Raw genomic sequence first — 14,921 nt, 5'->3', positions numbered from 1 at the left:
AACACTCGCCATGTCAAATTATAGTGAACCCATAAGTGATTCGGGAGCGCAAGCTTTAGTTCGCGATCGCCGTCGTCCCCGAGAAATTTTCGATATTGTAATGACCGGGATTTCTGGGGCTTGTATTGGTCTGACTTTGATTCCCTTGTTTGCCGTTTTGATTTATGTGTTAATTAAGGGAATAAGTCGTTTTAATCTCGCTCTGTTTACCCAGTTACCTCCGAGTCTAGCCCAAGAAACCGGCGGAATTGCCAGCGCAATTTTGGGTACAATTATGGTGGTGGCGATCGCGACTTTGATCGCCGTTCCTTTTGGAGTCCTAGCGGCTATCTTTTTATCGGAGTTTAGCGGGGGAAAAGTCGCTCAGACTCTCGGTTTTATCACCAACGTGTTGAGTGGTGTTCCGTCTATTATTGCGGGAGTTTTTGCCTATAGTTTAATTGTTCTGTCAACCGGACAATTTTCTGTGGTAGCCGGGGCTATAGCCTTGAGTGTTTTGATGTTGCCAACCATTGTCCGAACCACCACCGAATCCCTACAAATTATTCCCCAAGATATTCGAGCCGCATCCGTCGGAATTGGGGCGTCGAACTATCAAACCGTTTTACAAATTGTTCTTCCGGCGGCGATTCCGGCAATATTGACCGGCGTAACCTTAGCGGTTGCTCGGGCGGCAGGAGAAACGGCTCCCCTGCTGTTTACGGTGGTTTATAGTAATAGTTGGCCCCGAGGTCCATTTGCTCCCACCCTCCCCTCGTTGGCTTATCTGGTTTACGAATTTGCCCGGGGATTTAGTAAAACTTTGCAGGAATTTGCTTGGGCGGGATCGCTGGTTTTGGTGCTTTTGGTTTTGGCGACAAATATTTTGGCCCGTTGGGTGACTCGCAAGAGCGATTTTTAAGGTCGAGAAATGAACGGTTTGCAAATTTGTACGACTGGCTAAGTCGGGATTAACCCCTCAAGAAAAAATAGGAATTTATGTGATGATGGACTATAGTAACTATCAGACAACCAATGAAACGGAGACGGTTCTACAAGCACAGAACCTAGATGTTTATTACGGTGATTTTAAAGCGGTTCGGGGCGTTTCTTTGAATATTCCTAAAAACAGAGTTACCGCTTTTATCGGCCCCTCTGGATGTGGTAAAAGTACGATTCTGCGCTGTTTTAATCGCCTGAATGATTTGATCCCGATCTTTCGCTTAGAAGGGCAGATTTTTTATCAAAATAAGAATCTGTATGATACCGATGTTGACCCCGTAGAAGTGCGGCGGCGGATTGGGATGGTTTTCCAAAAACCGAACCCTTTCCCCAAGTCAATTTATGAAAATATCGCTTATGGGGTGCGGGTGAACGGGCTGGCAAAAACGAAAGAACAAATGGATGAAATCGTCGAGCGCTCGCTGCGTCAAGCCGCCATTTGGGATGAAGTTAAAGATAAGCTGGGTCAAAGCGGTTTCGCTCTTTCTGGCGGTCAGCAACAACGGCTTTGTATCGCCCGTACCGTTGCGGTTAACCCCGATGTCGTGTTAATGGATGAACCTTGTGCTTCTCTCGACCCGATTTCTACATTGGCGGTTGAGGATTTGATTCACGAACTCAAGGAAAATTACACGATTATTATTGTAACTCACAATATGCAGCAAGCAACACGGGTTGCAGACATGACGGCTTTTTACAATGCAAAAGCCATTGAAGGCGGTAAGCGGTTTGGGTATTTAGTTGAGTTTGATGACACCCAGACGATTTTCCAAAATCCCCAAGAAGAAGCAACTCAACAGTATGTTAGCGGTCGTTTCGGATAAAACCAAACAACTTTATTTTTTAGGTGAATATGTAGAAGTCAGAGGACATAGGCGCTTCTGACTTCTTTTTTGTGTTGTTCTTCCATCAAGGATTTTTCATCCAGTGACGCATCAAATTATCTTTAACCATACTTTGGCGTAAAACTTCAACTAGATATTCTTGAGCTTCTTCTAGACTCAGACCCTTGACCTGCTCCCGCAGAACTTTGAGCTTGAACTGTTGCTCTAAACTAAGATTTCCAGGTGCTTTCATTGGATTCTCCTCTACTCTGCAATCTCTATGTTTGTAAATTATCGTAACAACTACTTGACAATCTGTCCATGATGCACAATTTTTCACTTATTTTGTTTGCAAAACTTTATCTATTAGTCCCTACAGCCTTATCATAGAAAGAGTATCAGTGTATAAAATCAATCAAAGGGAGAATATTTGCATGGATGCAATGCAATTCTTTCGACAGAGTGCGGGACAGTGGCAATCCCTGCGAACAACTCACCATCTTGCCTTCAGACAAGCCGAAAAGGGGCATTCTAAAATTAATGTTGAGGCGCTCGATGCGGATGATCCGAAAGTGGTAGAAATCTGCCAAATGCACAATGTCGATCCGGCGCTCGCCGCAGGTGGCGCTTATGTGACTTGGAATGGCGAGATGGACTGGGATAAAGACGATGAAAATCACTCCGGTTCGACGGTTTTTGCTATTGTTCCCGATGGGGATAATCCCCGCAAAGGTCGAATGTTGCGAGAACGGGGTTATGCGGAAATTGTTCCGGTGGTCGGACAGTTTGAAATGGATGAAGATGATGCTTTAGTTTTAGTTACTGAATATGAAACCATGAGTTCAATTGAACGGTTTTGGTTTCCCAATCCCAATGTTAGAATGCGAACCAGTGCGGTGAAACGGTTTGGCGGGTTTAATACGTCTACATTCTGTACAGAAATTAGAATAGAAGAACCAGATTCAAAGGCTTCTTCTGAGTCTGAAAATGCAGAAAATCCTGCTTTTTATTCTGCTTTGGGTTGGTAATTTACAGGGAACACCGGATCAGTAGGGGCGGGTTCTGCAATTAGATATGTCACTAACTGACAACTTTGATAAACCCGCCCCACCCCAAAAAAAATTCAATATTTTATTAGTTATTAGTGAGTGAAATACATTATTGCGGAACCCGCCCCTACAAAACTGTAAACTCAAATAACTGGTGACTGGTGACTGGTGACTGGTGACTGTAATAAACCCGCCCCTACAAAACTGTTTGCTGATTATGATTAAATGATTGTATTTCTTTCTTGATTTTCGGTGGCGATGACGTGAATATCAATATCGGGGAGCGCCCGCATTAAACGCTGAATAATTGAGCCTTTAAAGAACAATTGCCAGCGAGAACGATGGGTTTCGCCGACGACAATTTGAGTAATTCTTTCTGTGCGGGCGACTTCTATAATTGTATCTAAAACATTGGGCGATCGCAGTTGGATAAATTCCCCGTTAAACTCTTTACAAAGTCGTTCGCAGGTTTCCACATGAAGGCTATCTTCTTTCGATAAAAAATGATTGGGATTATCAACGAATAAAGCGTATAATTTGGCGTTCATGTAGTTGGAAACTCTTGCGCCCCGTCGCAAAAGTCTGATAGAATTGGGATAGGTGGAAATACAAACTAAAACCCGTTCGCGGATATTACAATAATTTGATTCACTTCCATTGCCATTTTCTTCGACGTTATCTGCAACTTCTCGCAGCGCCAACTCCCGCAACGCGGTTAAATTTCGCCGTTTAAAGAAGCTATTTAGGGCTTGATCGATTTTATTGGGAGCATAAATTTTTCCTTCTTGTAAGCGTTCTTGTAGCGTTTCCGGAGTAACATCAACCACAACAACTTCATCGGCTTCATCCAACACAGAATCTGGAATTCGTTCTCGAACCACAACCCCCGAAATGCGAAAGACCAAATCATTTAAACTTTCGAGATGTTGAATATTAACCGTTGAGAAAACATCAATCCCGGCGGCGAGAATTTGTTCCACATCTTGATAACGTTTGAGGAACTTTGAACCGGGAATATTCGTGTGGGCGAGTTCATCGACCAGCACCAGTTGAGGTTTTCTTTCTATTATCCCATTGGTATCCATTTCTGTCAAGTTTCGATGGGATAAAATTACATTTTTGCGGGGAATTAATTCCAATCCCATCCCTTTGTTAGCGGTTTCTTCCCGTCCGTGCGTTTCTAACAGCCCGATAACCACATCTATTCCATCTCGTTTGAGAATTTGGGCTTCTTCTAACATCCGGTAAGTTTTACCGACACCGGGCGCCATTCCAATAAAAATTTTGTGTTTTCCGCGACGAAGTGACACTTGATTTTTTCCTGTAGCTGGAGAATTAACGGTTTGAAAAATTTCGTTGGATTTAATCATTTTTATTTTTCTGAGAAACCGGGTTTCTCTACGAAAAATCTAGACAAGCTTATAGAAGTTGCAAGAAACCCGGTTTCTGATAGTACATGAAAATAAATTTCTGAGAAATCGGGTTTCTCTACGAAAAATCTAGACAAGCTTATAGAAGTTGCAAGAAACCCGGTTTCTGATAGTACATGAAAATAAATTTCTGAGAAATCGGGTTTCTCTACGAAAAATCTAGACAAGCTTATAGAAGTTGCAAGAAACCCGGTTTCTGATAGTGAATAAACCGATGTAAATTTGATGCGCCCCTATCGCGATAATTGAATTAACTCAGTTGGTTTAAAGCCAAATTCAACTTGAGGACATTAACGCCCGGTTCTCCGAAAATTCCGAGAAAGCGTCCGTCGGTATTTTGAACAATTAATTCTTTAATTTGTTCGGGAGAAATTGAGCGGGCTTGTGCGACCCTTGCAACTTGAACTTGAGCCGCTTCCGGGGTAATATGAGGGTCTAAACCGGAACCGGAAGCATAAACTAAATCAGCAGTGGGTTCAATTCCAGCTTGTTGAAGTCGAGTTGTTTCCTGTTGAATACGGGTGATTAAATCAGGATTAGTTGGAGCGAGATTACTTGCGCCTGAAATTCCCGTCGGGGCGCTATCTTCTCCCTGACTATAATTAACGGTACTCGGACGGGTCCAAAAATAGCGCTCGGAGGTGAAAGATTGCCCAATTAAAGCAGAACCAACAATTTCACCTTGGGCGTTTGTAATTAAACTTCCGTTGGCTTGGTAGGGAAAAGCAACTTGACCGATAATTAGGAATAAAACCGGATAAAAAATAGCGGTAATTACCCACAAAATAAACGTGTTCCGAACTCCAATCATTAATTCTGAAATCATGTTTTTGACTCCTATTAGGTTAACGGGTCTGAAATTGAGACTTAAGCGAGGTTAAAAAGTTTGTGTTTTTCGGTTTGATGGCGTCGCAGTCTGCGAATATTTTTAAAGCGGGTGATGCGACTGGGGAAATAATGTTTTGAGGTGAGAGTCTGTTCAAAAGCAATAGCATTTTCAACGGATAAGCTTGGGGAAGCAATAGCGGAATCGTTCATCGGTTCAACAAACGCCAGTTGACCGATTGTTAACAGACTCAATGGATAGAGAATCAGCAGAAGAATTCCCCGGATTAAAGTATCGCGAATTCTGATGATAAATTGTTGAATCATGGGATTGACTCCTTTTCAACGAACGAACGTTAACTGTTAGAGATAAATTTTAGGTGCGTAAAACGGTTTTACTCTTAATTCGTGATAAAAAAATGTGTAATTTTACGCACCCTACGACCAACAACATTTAAGGTTGGGTTTCGTGTAAATATTGTTTGGGTTTTTGACGGCGTTCGATGCGGCGTTTTCTGACGTCGGACAGTCGGCGTTTGAACCGGGAAAACCGGATAATTTCGCGAAGTTCTAGAAGTAATTGTCTCAGCATGATTAAAACCTCTCGGGTTGAACAATGACAACAAATAGATAAACGGCTAGTCCGATAACGACTAATCCCAAAAGTCCCAAAGCATAGGCGGAACTTTTAGCAATATTGTTGTTGGTCGCCGCATAAACTAAGGGTGCGAGAACCACATTAAAACAGAGTGCTAAAAACACGCTTAGGGAGAGTTTTCGATAAACAAATCGACCCCAAATTAAATCGCAAGTTTCTAGAAAATCATTCAGTTTCATTGTTTCTATGGGCGTTCTGGTTTGCGCCCTGATAAATGTACAAAAAGAGTCAGGTATTTTGTTTGTAGATAGGTTAGAGTTATCCCGCCTAGCCCCCGGCTTGATCCCCCCTTAATCCCCCCTTAAAAAGGGGGGTTGGAGGAGGCCAATTGTTCCCTCACCTCGTAGGAGAGGGTTAGGGAGAGGTGGCGAGGGGAGGATTTTTAAGTTTTTTAACTATCTACAACTCTTAATAACTCCCCATTCCCAATAAAAAACTTTTTTTCCTTTTCCCTCTCGATTAATCAATAGTCCCGTGAGGGACACCTTCCCCCTCTCCTTGTAGGAGAGGGATGGGGAGAGGTAGGAGAGGGTTAGGGAGAGGTGGAGAGGGTTAGGGAGAGGTAGGAGAGGTAGAGAAGAGGGGGTTAAAAATGGAACAGTCCTGGCTGAGAAAAAGGGGGGGATTATATTGGGAATTGACGGGAAAATCGTTAAGCTAAACCAATTGCAGAAATCGTTACATCAATAATTTTGATGGCGATAAACGGTGCAATAACGCCCCCAAGACCATAAATTAAGATGTTGCGCTGTAACAGTTGATTCGCGGTCAGCGGACGAAACTTAACCCCCGTTAGCGCCAGCGGAATTAACGCCGGAATAATCAAAGCGTTGTAAATCAGCGCCGAAAGAACCGCCGAATTCGGACTATTTAAACCCATGATATTTAACGCGCCAATTCCCGCACCCGCAAACATCGCTGGAATAATTGCAAAATATTTGGCGATATCATTCGCCACCGAAAATGTTGTTAAAGCGCCGCGAGTAATTAACAGTTGTTTCCCAATCGTAACCAAATCAATTAACTTCGTGGGGTCCGAATCTAAATCCACCATATTCGCCGCTTCTTTCGCCGCTTGAGTTCCAGAATTCATCGCCAAACCCACATTTGCTTGGGCTAAAGCGGGCGCATCATTTGTTCCATCTCCCGTCATTGCGACTAACTTTCCTTGGGCTTGTTCTTGTTGAATCACTTGAATTTTTTCTTCGGGTGTAGCTTCGGCGATAAAGTCATCAACCCCCGCTTCTTTGGCGATAACAGACGCCGTAATTCGGTTATCTCCGGTTAACATTACAGTACGAACTCCCATCCGACGGAGTTGATTAAAACGTTCGCGAATTCCGGGTTTTATAATATCTTTGAGGTAAATTACACCGTAAATTTCGTTATCGCGACAAACCGCCAAAGGAGTTCCTCCGAGTAGCGAAACCCTCTCGTAAGCCGCGTTTACATCCTCCGAAGGTTGTCCCCCCCGCGAACGAACAAACCCCCGTATCGCGTCTACGGCGCCTTTGCGAACTTCGCCCCCGTCGGGTAAGTCGGTTCCGCTCATCCGAGTCCGGGCGGAAAATTCAACTCCCGTCGCTTTTTTTATGTTAAAATCGACCTGAGCGCCCATTCCTTCGGCTAACCGCACGATGGATTTTCCTTCGGGAGTGGTATCAAAAATACTGGCGGCGAGGGCGACTTCGGCGACGTCTTCCACGCTGTATCCATCGACGGGAATAAATTCTTCGGCGAGTCGATTTCCTAACGTAATGGTTCCGGTTTTATCCAATACTAAAGTATTGACATCGCCGCAAGCTTCCACCGCCCGTCCCGATGTTGCAACTACATTAAATTGGGCGACTCTATCCATTCCCGCGATGCCAATTGCGCTTAAAAGTCCGCCGATAGTTGTCGGAATTAAGGCAACTAATAACGCAATTAAAATGGTAATGCTGACGGAACTATCGGCATAAAAGGCAACCGGGGGAATCGTGGAAATAACAATTAAAAAGACCAACGTTAGGACCGCCAGTAGAACGGTTAGGGCGATTTCGTTGGGGGTTTTGCTGCGTTCGGCCCCTTCCACCAATGCAATCATCCGGTCAATAAAGCCTTTTCCGGGGTCGGCGGTGACGCGGATAATCAGTTCGTCGGAGATAATTCGGGTTCCGCCCGTGACCGAACTGGCGACATCCGAACCGGCTTCTTTGAGGACCGGCGCCGATTCTCCCGTTATCGCGGATTCGTCAACCGAGGCGACACCCTCCAAAACCTCGCCGTCGGCGGGAATCACGTCCCCTGCCACGACCTGAATGCGATCGCCCTGTCTGAGGTCGGTCGAGCTTACCGATTCTATTGTACCATCTGGCTGCAATTTTCGCGCAGTGGTTTCGGATTTTGTCGATCGCAACGCATCGGCTTGGGCTTTTCCCCGTCCTTCGGCGACGGCTTCGGCAAAGTTGGCAAAAACAACGGTAAACAGCAAAATAACCGCAATTAAACCGTTAAATAAATAGAGATTGTCTCCGGTTGCGGCACCGAATAAGTTGGGGTTTAGAGTTAGTAAAGCGGTGATAATTGTGCCGACCCAGACCACAAACATGACGGGATTTTTTGCCATGATGCGGGGGTTGAGTTTGACGAAGGCTTGTTTAAATGCCCGTTGATATAAACCCGATAAATTAGGTTTGGGAGTGTGGCGGCGTTGCTGTCGGGAACCGCCCGAATGTTTGGGTTGAGAAGATGTGCTGGAACTCATAATTTTATTATCGGTTAATGGGAACTGTTCGCAGAATCAAAAGCCCTATAAAATGCTGGCTATTTTAAAGGCTTCGGCTACGGGACCTAAGACTAAGACGGGTAGGAAGGTTAACGCGCCTAAAATGATGATTGCACCGGCGGTGATGCTGGTAAATAAAATGGTGTCTGTTCGCAGTGTTCCTGCGGTTTCGGGAACGGGTTGTTTGCGAGTCATATTATCCGCGAGTAACAGCAGTGCGATAATTGGAATATAACGCCCTAAAAGCAGGGAAAAACTGGCACTGAGGTTCCACCAAAGGGTATTGTCGCTGAGTCCTTCAAAGCCGGAACCGTTGTTAGCCGCAGCCGAAGCATATTCGTAGATAACTTGAGAAATTCCGTGAAAACCGGGGTTGGTAATTCCTGACAGGGTATCGGGAAAAGCGAGGGTAATTGCTGCGGGAATTAAGATGGCTATGGGATGAACCAATAACACCACGCTGGCGAGAACAATTTCTCGTTTTTCGATTTTTCTGCCCAAAAATTCGGGGGTGCGTCCGACCATTAATCCGGTTAAGAAAACCGACAAAATTAGAAAGATAAACAGATAAGCGGTTCCGGTTCCTTGTCCGCCCCAAATAATTTGTAAAAACAAATCGGACAACGTGGTAAAACCGCCCGGAGGCATTAGAGAATCGTGCATACCGTTGACAGCGCCGCACATTGTTCCGGTTGTCGCAACCGCCCAAAGCGCCGTTAACGCCCAACCAAACCGAACTTCTTTTCCTTCTAAATTTTGCGCTGGTTCGCCCAAAATGCCGTTAACAATGGGGTTGCCTTGATATTCGCCAATCGCCGTAATTGCAATTAAGATTGCAAACATAATAAAGACCATCCCAAACACCAACCAACCCTGTTTGGGACTGTTGGCAATGATGCCGTAAGTGTGGATTAATCCCGCCGGAATAATTAGCATAATGACAGTTTCCAACAAGTTGGTAAAGCCGTTGGGATTTTCAAAGGGATGGGCGGAATTAATCCCAAAAAATCCTCCGCCATTTTCGCCCAATTCTTTGATAATTTCAAAGTGGGCAACGGGACCGCGAGCGATGTATTGGGTTGCGCCTTCTAGGGTGGTAATTTCCGCAGGTGGGGCTAAGGTTTCGGGAACTCCAGCGATGAGTAAAAGTATTCCGCCAACGATAGAAATTGGCAGCAAAATTCGGGTGATGGATTGGGTTAAGTCAACGTAAAAGTTGCCTAAAGGTTTACCCGTTAGTCCGCGAATAAAGGCAATTGCAACTGCAATACCCGTCCCCGCAGAAGTAAACATTAAAAACCCCAACGCCAGCATTTGTGAGAAGTAACTGTAGGTTGTTTCTCCCGAATAATGCTGTTGGTTTGTATTGGTAACAAAGGAAATAGCGGTGTGTAAAGCTAAATCCCAACTGGGGGGGTTTAATTGAGTTGGGTTCAGCGGTAAAATCCCTTGTAATAGGAAGATTGAAAACACCAATATTCCCATCGCCAGGTTGCTAAAAAGTACCGCCCGAATATATTGCCAACCGTTCATCGAGTCTTTGAAATTTATCCCGCTTCCGGCATAAATAAAGTGTTCAACCGGCTTAAATATTCGGTCGAGTGCGGTTCTTTGATGTAAAAAAACACGCGCCATATAAGCCCCCAAAAGCGGGGAAACTAGCAGCAAAATGAATAAAGTTAAGACAATTTGATAGAATCCTTGCAACATGATTTTAGAAAATACTATTGTTGGGAAATTTGACAGGCTGACAGGGGTTTAAGTCTGTTCAAAAACACTTTTAATTCCGGTGCAGACATGGGATTAATGGCAATGGCTAATAGAATGTCATTGGGTTGAATTGGGGGATTGTTATTGGCAAGAATGATGTGATTTTCTCGAAATAATCCCAGCATTTCACATTCTTCGGGTAACAGAATATCTCTCAATGGTGTGCCGCAGTAGCAGCTATTTGAACTCACTCTAATACTTACCACTTTGGGTTTTTCTGCGTGCATCATTTTTCATAAATAGCCTAAATTTGGCTATCGATAAAACAGTTGATAGCTTGATTATGCCGAAGATTTCCCGAAAAAAGAAGGTATAGAGGCGAGTTCATTGGGAATTTATATTAACCTGTTTAAGCCGAAGAATATAGAAGCGTTTAGATTGAACCTAAACGTTTATATCCACAGATATAGATTTGCCTAAACGCCCGGTTTGTTATTAAACTAGATAATTAATCGAGATCGGGTTATCGCCGATTATTAAACTATTTTTGGTCATTCAATATGCAATTTAGATTACCCCCTTTCTTTCATCATCTCTGGCTGTATCTTCCCAAGACTCAATGGCTAATTGTGGCGGTATTTGCGATTGTTATTGCGTTGGAATATTCCACCCCTCCGCCCTATGTTTTTGGCTATCTCTACATTGGGGCGGTATTACTAGCCAACTCCCGCCTCAGCCGCAAAGCCACCGCACAAGTGGTATTATTTGCGGTAATATTAACCGTGTTAAACTTGGTAATACCGGGACAAGAATCGATTTCACCCGCAACAATTGCCAACCGTTTTATTGCGATTTCTGCTTTAATTGTCACGGGTTGGTTAAGCCAACGAAACCGCAATTATGAAGAAGCAATCGCCCGTCAACGAATGGAACTTTTTACCCAAAAACAACTCATTCAATTACGAGAAGATTTTGCATCTACTCTAACTCACGATTTGAAAACGCCCCTATTGGGTGCAATTGAAACATTAACCGCCTTTGAACAGGAAAAATTCGGCCCGGTAACTGCCACCCAAACTAAAGTAATTGAGATTATCAAACGTAGTCATAAAAATACCCTGCAATTGGTGGAAACATTACTCGATGTTTATAGAAATGATACCGAAGGTTTGCAGTTGAAACGAAAATCTTTAGACTTAGTAATTTTAGCCGAAGAAGCAATTTCTACGCTGACAGATCTCGCTTCTAGCCGTCAAGTTTATATCCGTTTAACTCAAGAAAATTCCGATTTTCGTTCCCGATGTTGGGTGAACGCAGACCCTTTACAATTGCGCCGTGTGCTGGTTAATCTGATTTCTAATGGAATTAATCATTCTCGTCGCGGAAGCACGGTACAGGTGATGCTGATGGCGGATAATGGTAATTTTGTGGTAAAGGTAATAGATGAAGGTCAAGGCATTCGAGATGAGGAATTCCCGATGTTATTTGAACGCTTTTATCAAGGAAATGGCGATCGCCAAGCCAAAGGTTCGGGATTGGGATTGTATCTGAGTCGTCAAATTGTAGAGGCGCATGGTGGTAAAATATGGGCAGAACAGCGATCGCCTCAGGGTGCGATATTTGCTTTTCGTCTTCCGGCTTAGATTTCTTCTGTGATGGCTTCTCGATAAATGAACTCCAAACCGTTAAACATTTTATTGGTAGAAGATGACGAATTATTTCGTCTCGGGTTGGTGACGAGACTTCAGCAAGAAGGTGATATTTTAATTGTTGCGGAAGCCGAAGATGGAGAAACAGCCGTTGAATTGGTGAGTCAACTTTCTTTAAATGTGGTGATTTTAGATGTCGGACTTCCCGGAATTGGCGGCGTAGAAGCCTGTCGCCAAATTAAAGAAAAACAGCCTTCACTTCCGGTTTTAGTTTTGACTTCTCACTCCCAAAAACCTCTAATTACCCGCATCATTGAAGCCAAAGCACAGGGTTATTGTTTGAAAGGAATTGCACCGGAAGCGTTAATTTTGGCGATCCGTTCCGTCGCCGCAGGCGCTTCTTGGTGGGACCCGATGGCAACTCAAGAAATACAGGAAACTTTCGGACAAATTGGGGTTTCTGAGGGTGCAGAATTATCTAATCCCAATAATCCTTTAACGAAACGAGAACAAGAAATATTAGCTTTAATTGCTGCGGGAAAATCGAATCAAGAAATTGCCGATATTCTTTATATTGCCACAGGTACGGTGCGGGTTCATGTACATACCATTTTGAAAAAATTAAACGCACGCGATCGCACACAGGCGGCTTTAGTTGCCATTCAAAAAAAATTAGTTGCAGCCGATTTTCTAGACTCAACTTAATCAAAACTTGAAATTCGATCCGGTAGAATCCCGTTTTATTTTTGTTAAAAAATAGACCCTACCGCGATCGCACAGGAGAGGAGAAAGCAAACGGACAGACGCCAATACTGCGATTTATCCCCTAATGTTACAGATTGTTGCATTTCTTCATAAAAATGAGACGCAGACCCCTGCGATCCCCTAATCTGATGGATGGTATAGTGATGCCAATATAATCCCCTGTTGTCAGGGGAGGGCTTAACAGCCAAACGAAGTTGATAATCAACGTTAACTTTGAGATTAAGGAGATTAAAGAGTGGCGCTTCCTTTATTGAATTACCAGCCCGTTAGCCAAAATGTGCGGGTTACAGGATATGAAGTCCCGGGCGACGATCAACCGAGAATTTTTTCGTCTGAAGATTTACCCTCCGGGAGTGAATGGGACGAATTGATTTGGGCGGCTTATCGCCAAATTTTCAGCGAACACCAGCTTCTCAAGAGCAACCGTCAGAAGTTCTTAGAGTCTCAGCTTAAATTTGGTCAAATTACTGTCCGAGACTTTATCCGGGGTTTAGCGACAAGCGATCCTTTCCTGCGGTTCAACTACCAAACCAACAGCAACTACCGTTTTGTGGAAATGTGCGTTCAGCGCATTTTGGGACGGGACGTTTACAGCGAACGGGAGAAAATCGCTTGGTCTATCGTTGTGGCAACTAAAGGCCCAATGGGATTTATTGACGCTCTCGTTAATAGCGATGAATATTTAGAAAACTTCGGGTATGATAAGGTTCCCTATCAGCGTCGTCGGGTTCTCCCCCAACGCAACCAGGGATCGGCACCTTTCAACCTGAAAACTCCCCGTTACGACGACTATCATCGCAATCAGCTTGGTTTCCCTCAAATCATCTGGCAAACCTCTGTCCGTCGTTTTACTCCTCAAGAGAAACAAGCCAAAGCGGGCGATCCCTCTCTGTTCTTGGGTATGGCCAAGGAAGTTACTCCGGCAACCAACAATATCACCCGAGTAGCCGTCGGTGATATCAACATTGCCACGATGGTTCCCTATCGCAAGAAATAAAGCGTTAAAAATCGGTGATTAGAGCGTTTTTGCTCCCATCGCTTTTGTGTCGCTGTCAGGAGTTAGGCTTCGGGGTTAATTGTTTGATTGCAGACAAGAAACACCAAAGGTTTAGCGCTCGACAGCGACTATTTTTGACGGGAATAGGGAATAGAAAATGGGCAAGAGTTTTGTAGGGGCGGGTTCAGCGATAATCTTTACTATAGCAAGTCGCGAGTCGTCTATTTACAGATCCCCATTCTAAAAAACTGCTCAAAGCCTTGCACTATAAGCATTTCTCTCTTCTGTTCCCTGATCCGGTGTTCCCTGTTCCCGCCCGCGTTGCGCTATACTACTCAAAGATTAAAATAAACCCGCCCCACCCTACTTCTTGAGAATCCGGGGCGAGTTTATCTCAGTTATTCCAGGGAAACATAGATTTATTCACCAAGCCGCCCCTACTCAACACAGCGGGTTTATATCAGTTGTCTGTGGGAAATGATCAATTTAGACAGAACCCCCCCTACAAACTTGACTCCCGACTCCGGGGCGGGTTTATATAGATTGTTTCTGGGAAGACACAAATTTTCGCCGAACCCGCCCCTACCCGACACTGCACTTTTAACTGTGCGATAAAGATTACAGAAAAGATCGGACAATACCGTTAAGATCGGATTCTATCGGATTTCCTATCGCTTTAAATTTCCACTCTCCGTTTTCTTTGTATACTTCTCCCATCAGCATCGAAATTTTGCCTTCGTAGGAGTTTTCCCCGGATAAACTATAACGGGCAATTTCGACACCCGACGCATCCACCGCCCGCACAAAGGCATTTTCCACCATTCCAAAATGTTGTTTTCGGGCGACTCCCTCATAAATATTCACCCCTAAAATAATCCGTTCGTAGACTTCAGGAAGACTGTTGAGATAGAGAAAAATTTGTTCATCATCTCCACTTCCGGCACCCGTGAGGTTATCTCCCGAATGAACGACGGTTTGATCTTTTGACTCTAAATGAGCGTAATAAATCACATCTTCTTTGTAGTTTTTTAACTTGCCGTTTCGGTTGAGTAAAAGGGCGTATCCGTCCAAATCAAAATCAACGGTTTTACCGAGAAATCCTTCAATTAATCCTTTGGGTTTGGCGACATCCCAACCCAATCCCATTGTTAACTTCGATAAATCATATTCGCTTTTATCGAGAACAATGCTCTGTCCTTTTTTGAGGTTAATAGCCATTTTTTTAGAAGGTATTAGGTTGACAAACAAAAAATAATGAATCGGGAA

The 14,921-nt window shown here is 44.0% G+C and carries 16 protein-coding genes; 6 read left to right on the top strand and 10 right to left on the bottom strand.

The genetic code is table 11. From position 1 onward, the window contains the following. Positions 1–10: 10 nt before the first annotated feature. Positions 11–901: a phosphate ABC transporter permease PstA gene (gene pstA, locus ACL6C3_RS05130; protein WP_413165923.1), complete on the top strand. Its 891-nt coding sequence runs from the start codon at positions 11–13 to the stop codon at positions 899–901. A gap of 82 nt (positions 902–983) precedes the next feature. Next, entirely contained in the window at positions 984–1,805 is an 822-nt protein-coding gene (gene pstB, locus ACL6C3_RS05125) for a phosphate ABC transporter ATP-binding protein PstB (RefSeq protein ID WP_413165921.1), read from the top strand. Positions 1,806–1,890: 85 nt separating this feature from the next. Here the strand turns inward: pstB and ACL6C3_RS05120 are convergent, their stop codons facing one another. Beyond that, complete coding sequence (locus ACL6C3_RS05120) at positions 1,891–2,058, bottom strand: NblA/ycf18 family protein (protein WP_413165919.1); 168 nt, start codon at positions 2,056–2,058, stop codon at positions 1,891–1,893. Positions 2,059–2,239: 181 nt separating this feature from the next. Here ACL6C3_RS05120 and ACL6C3_RS05115 point away from each other — a divergent pair, with 181 nt between their 5' ends. After that, positions 2,240–2,833, top strand: a complete 594-nt coding sequence (locus ACL6C3_RS05115) for a phycobiliprotein lyase (protein ID WP_413165917.1) — start codon at positions 2,240–2,242, stop codon at positions 2,831–2,833. A gap of 242 nt (positions 2,834–3,075) precedes the next feature. Here the strand turns inward: ACL6C3_RS05115 and ACL6C3_RS05110 are convergent, their stop codons facing one another. The 8 genes from ACL6C3_RS05110 to ACL6C3_RS05075 all read right to left on the bottom strand — a co-directional run bounded on the left by ACL6C3_RS05110 (position 3,076) and on the right by ACL6C3_RS05075 (position 10,534). Beyond that, a complete protein-coding gene (locus ACL6C3_RS05110; RefSeq protein ID WP_413165915.1) occupies positions 3,076–4,224 on the bottom strand; it encodes a sensor histidine kinase KdpD in 1,149 nt (382 codons plus the stop codon). 310 nt (positions 4,225–4,534) lie between these two features. Next, the gene (kdpC, locus tag ACL6C3_RS05105; RefSeq protein ID WP_413165913.1) at positions 4,535–5,110 is read right to left on the bottom strand and encodes a K(+)-transporting ATPase subunit C; all 576 of its coding nucleotides are present in this window, start codon (positions 5,108–5,110) and stop codon (positions 4,535–4,537) included. 41 nt (positions 5,111–5,151) lie between these two features. Then, entirely contained in the window at positions 5,152–5,436 is a 285-nt protein-coding gene (locus tag ACL6C3_RS05100) for a hypothetical protein (RefSeq protein WP_413165911.1), read from the bottom strand. A 127-nt stretch (positions 5,437–5,563) separates the two neighbouring features. After that, positions 5,564–5,701: a hypothetical protein gene (locus ACL6C3_RS05095; RefSeq protein ID WP_413165910.1), complete on the bottom strand. Its 138-nt coding sequence runs from the start codon at positions 5,699–5,701 to the stop codon at positions 5,564–5,566. Between the two features lie 2 nt (positions 5,702–5,703). Then, positions 5,704–5,946: a K(+)-transporting ATPase subunit F gene (kdpF, locus tag ACL6C3_RS05090; RefSeq protein ID WP_413165909.1), complete on the bottom strand. Its 243-nt coding sequence runs from the start codon at positions 5,944–5,946 to the stop codon at positions 5,704–5,706. Positions 5,947–6,419: 473 nt separating this feature from the next. Then, the gene (gene kdpB / locus ACL6C3_RS05085) at positions 6,420–8,513 is read right to left on the bottom strand and encodes a potassium-transporting ATPase subunit KdpB (protein WP_413165908.1); all 2,094 of its coding nucleotides are present in this window, start codon (positions 8,511–8,513) and stop codon (positions 6,420–6,422) included. 45 nt (positions 8,514–8,558) lie between these two features. Further along, positions 8,559–10,244: a potassium-transporting ATPase subunit KdpA gene (gene kdpA / locus ACL6C3_RS05080; RefSeq protein WP_413165906.1), complete on the bottom strand. Its 1,686-nt coding sequence runs from the start codon at positions 10,242–10,244 to the stop codon at positions 8,559–8,561. Between the two features lie 14 nt (positions 10,245–10,258). Beyond that, positions 10,259–10,534 carry a TrkA C-terminal domain-containing protein gene (locus tag ACL6C3_RS05075; RefSeq protein WP_413165904.1) on the bottom strand — a complete coding sequence of 92 codons (276 nt, stop codon included), beginning with the start codon at positions 10,532–10,534 and terminating at the stop codon, positions 10,259–10,261. Positions 10,535–10,804: 270 nt separating this feature from the next. Between ACL6C3_RS05075 and ACL6C3_RS05070 the strand changes: the two genes are divergently transcribed. The 3 genes from ACL6C3_RS05070 to ACL6C3_RS05060 all read left to right on the top strand — a co-directional run bounded on the left by ACL6C3_RS05070 (position 10,805) and on the right by ACL6C3_RS05060 (position 13,655). After that, entirely contained in the window at positions 10,805–11,887 is a 1,083-nt protein-coding gene (locus ACL6C3_RS05070; RefSeq protein WP_413165902.1) for a sensor histidine kinase, read from the top strand. 27 nt (positions 11,888–11,914) lie between these two features. Beyond that, the gene (locus tag ACL6C3_RS05065) at positions 11,915–12,598 is read left to right on the top strand and encodes a response regulator (protein WP_413165901.1); all 684 of its coding nucleotides are present in this window, start codon (positions 11,915–11,917) and stop codon (positions 12,596–12,598) included. Positions 12,599–12,893: 295 nt separating this feature from the next. Continuing rightward, entirely contained in the window at positions 12,894–13,655 is a 762-nt protein-coding gene (locus ACL6C3_RS05060; RefSeq protein ID WP_413165899.1) for a phycobilisome rod-core linker polypeptide, read from the top strand. A gap of 618 nt (positions 13,656–14,273) precedes the next feature. On the opposite strand, the gene ACL6C3_RS05055 is transcribed toward ACL6C3_RS05060, so the two are convergent. Continuing rightward, positions 14,274–14,873, bottom strand: a complete 600-nt coding sequence (locus ACL6C3_RS05055) for a TerD family protein (protein ID WP_413165898.1) — start codon at positions 14,871–14,873, stop codon at positions 14,274–14,276. Between the last annotated feature and the right edge of the window lie 48 nt (positions 14,874–14,921).

It is taken from the genome of Capilliphycus salinus ALCB114379 (assembly GCF_047276495.1).
Classification (GTDB): domain Bacteria; phylum Cyanobacteriota; class Cyanobacteriia; order Cyanobacteriales; family Microcoleaceae; genus Capilliphycus; species Capilliphycus salinus.
Note: the sequence above shows the minus strand (reverse complement) of the source record. Positions and strands in the feature narration are given on the sequence as shown.

What these genes read in the sequence shown, in the direction of transcription:
- ACL6C3_RS05095 (WP_413165910.1), bottom strand. Translation starts at nt 5,701, where the DNA reads ATGCTGAGACAATTACTTCTAGAACTTCGCGAAATTATCCGGTTTTCC.
- ACL6C3_RS05115 (WP_413165917.1), top strand. Translation starts at nt 2,240, where the DNA reads ATGGATGCAATGCAATTCTTTCGACAGAGTGCGGGACAGTGGCAATCC.
- ACL6C3_RS05075 (WP_413165904.1), bottom strand. Translation starts at nt 10,534, where the DNA reads ATGATGCACGCAGAAAAACCCAAAGTGGTAAGTATTAGAGTGAGTTCA.
- kdpC (WP_413165913.1), bottom strand. Translation starts at nt 5,110, where the DNA reads ATGATTTCAGAATTAATGATTGGAGTTCGGAACACGTTTATTTTGTGG.
- pstB (WP_413165921.1), top strand. Translation starts at nt 984, where the DNA reads ATGATGGACTATAGTAACTATCAGACAACCAATGAAACGGAGACGGTT.
- ACL6C3_RS05055 (WP_413165898.1), bottom strand. Translation starts at nt 14,873, where the DNA reads ATGGCTATTAACCTCAAAAAAGGACAGAGCATTGTTCTCGATAAAAGC.
- ACL6C3_RS05110 (WP_413165915.1), bottom strand. Translation starts at nt 4,224, where the DNA reads ATGATTAAATCCAACGAAATTTTTCAAACCGTTAATTCTCCAGCTACA.
- ACL6C3_RS05065 (WP_413165901.1), top strand. Translation starts at nt 11,915, where the DNA reads ATGAACTCCAAACCGTTAAACATTTTATTGGTAGAAGATGACGAATTA.
- ACL6C3_RS05120 (WP_413165919.1), bottom strand. Translation starts at nt 2,058, where the DNA reads ATGAAAGCACCTGGAAATCTTAGTTTAGAGCAACAGTTCAAGCTCAAA.
- kdpA (WP_413165906.1), bottom strand. Translation starts at nt 10,244, where the DNA reads ATGTTGCAAGGATTCTATCAAATTGTCTTAACTTTATTCATTTTGCTG.
- pstA (WP_413165923.1), top strand. Translation starts at nt 11, where the DNA reads ATGTCAAATTATAGTGAACCCATAAGTGATTCGGGAGCGCAAGCTTTA.
- kdpB (WP_413165908.1), bottom strand. Translation starts at nt 8,513, where the DNA reads ATGAGTTCCAGCACATCTTCTCAACCCAAACATTCGGGCGGTTCCCGA.
- ACL6C3_RS05070 (WP_413165902.1), top strand. Translation starts at nt 10,805, where the DNA reads ATGCAATTTAGATTACCCCCTTTCTTTCATCATCTCTGGCTGTATCTT.
- ACL6C3_RS05100 (WP_413165911.1), bottom strand. Translation starts at nt 5,436, where the DNA reads ATGATTCAACAATTTATCATCAGAATTCGCGATACTTTAATCCGGGGA.
- kdpF (WP_413165909.1), bottom strand. Translation starts at nt 5,946, where the DNA reads ATGAAACTGAATGATTTTCTAGAAACTTGCGATTTAATTTGGGGTCGA.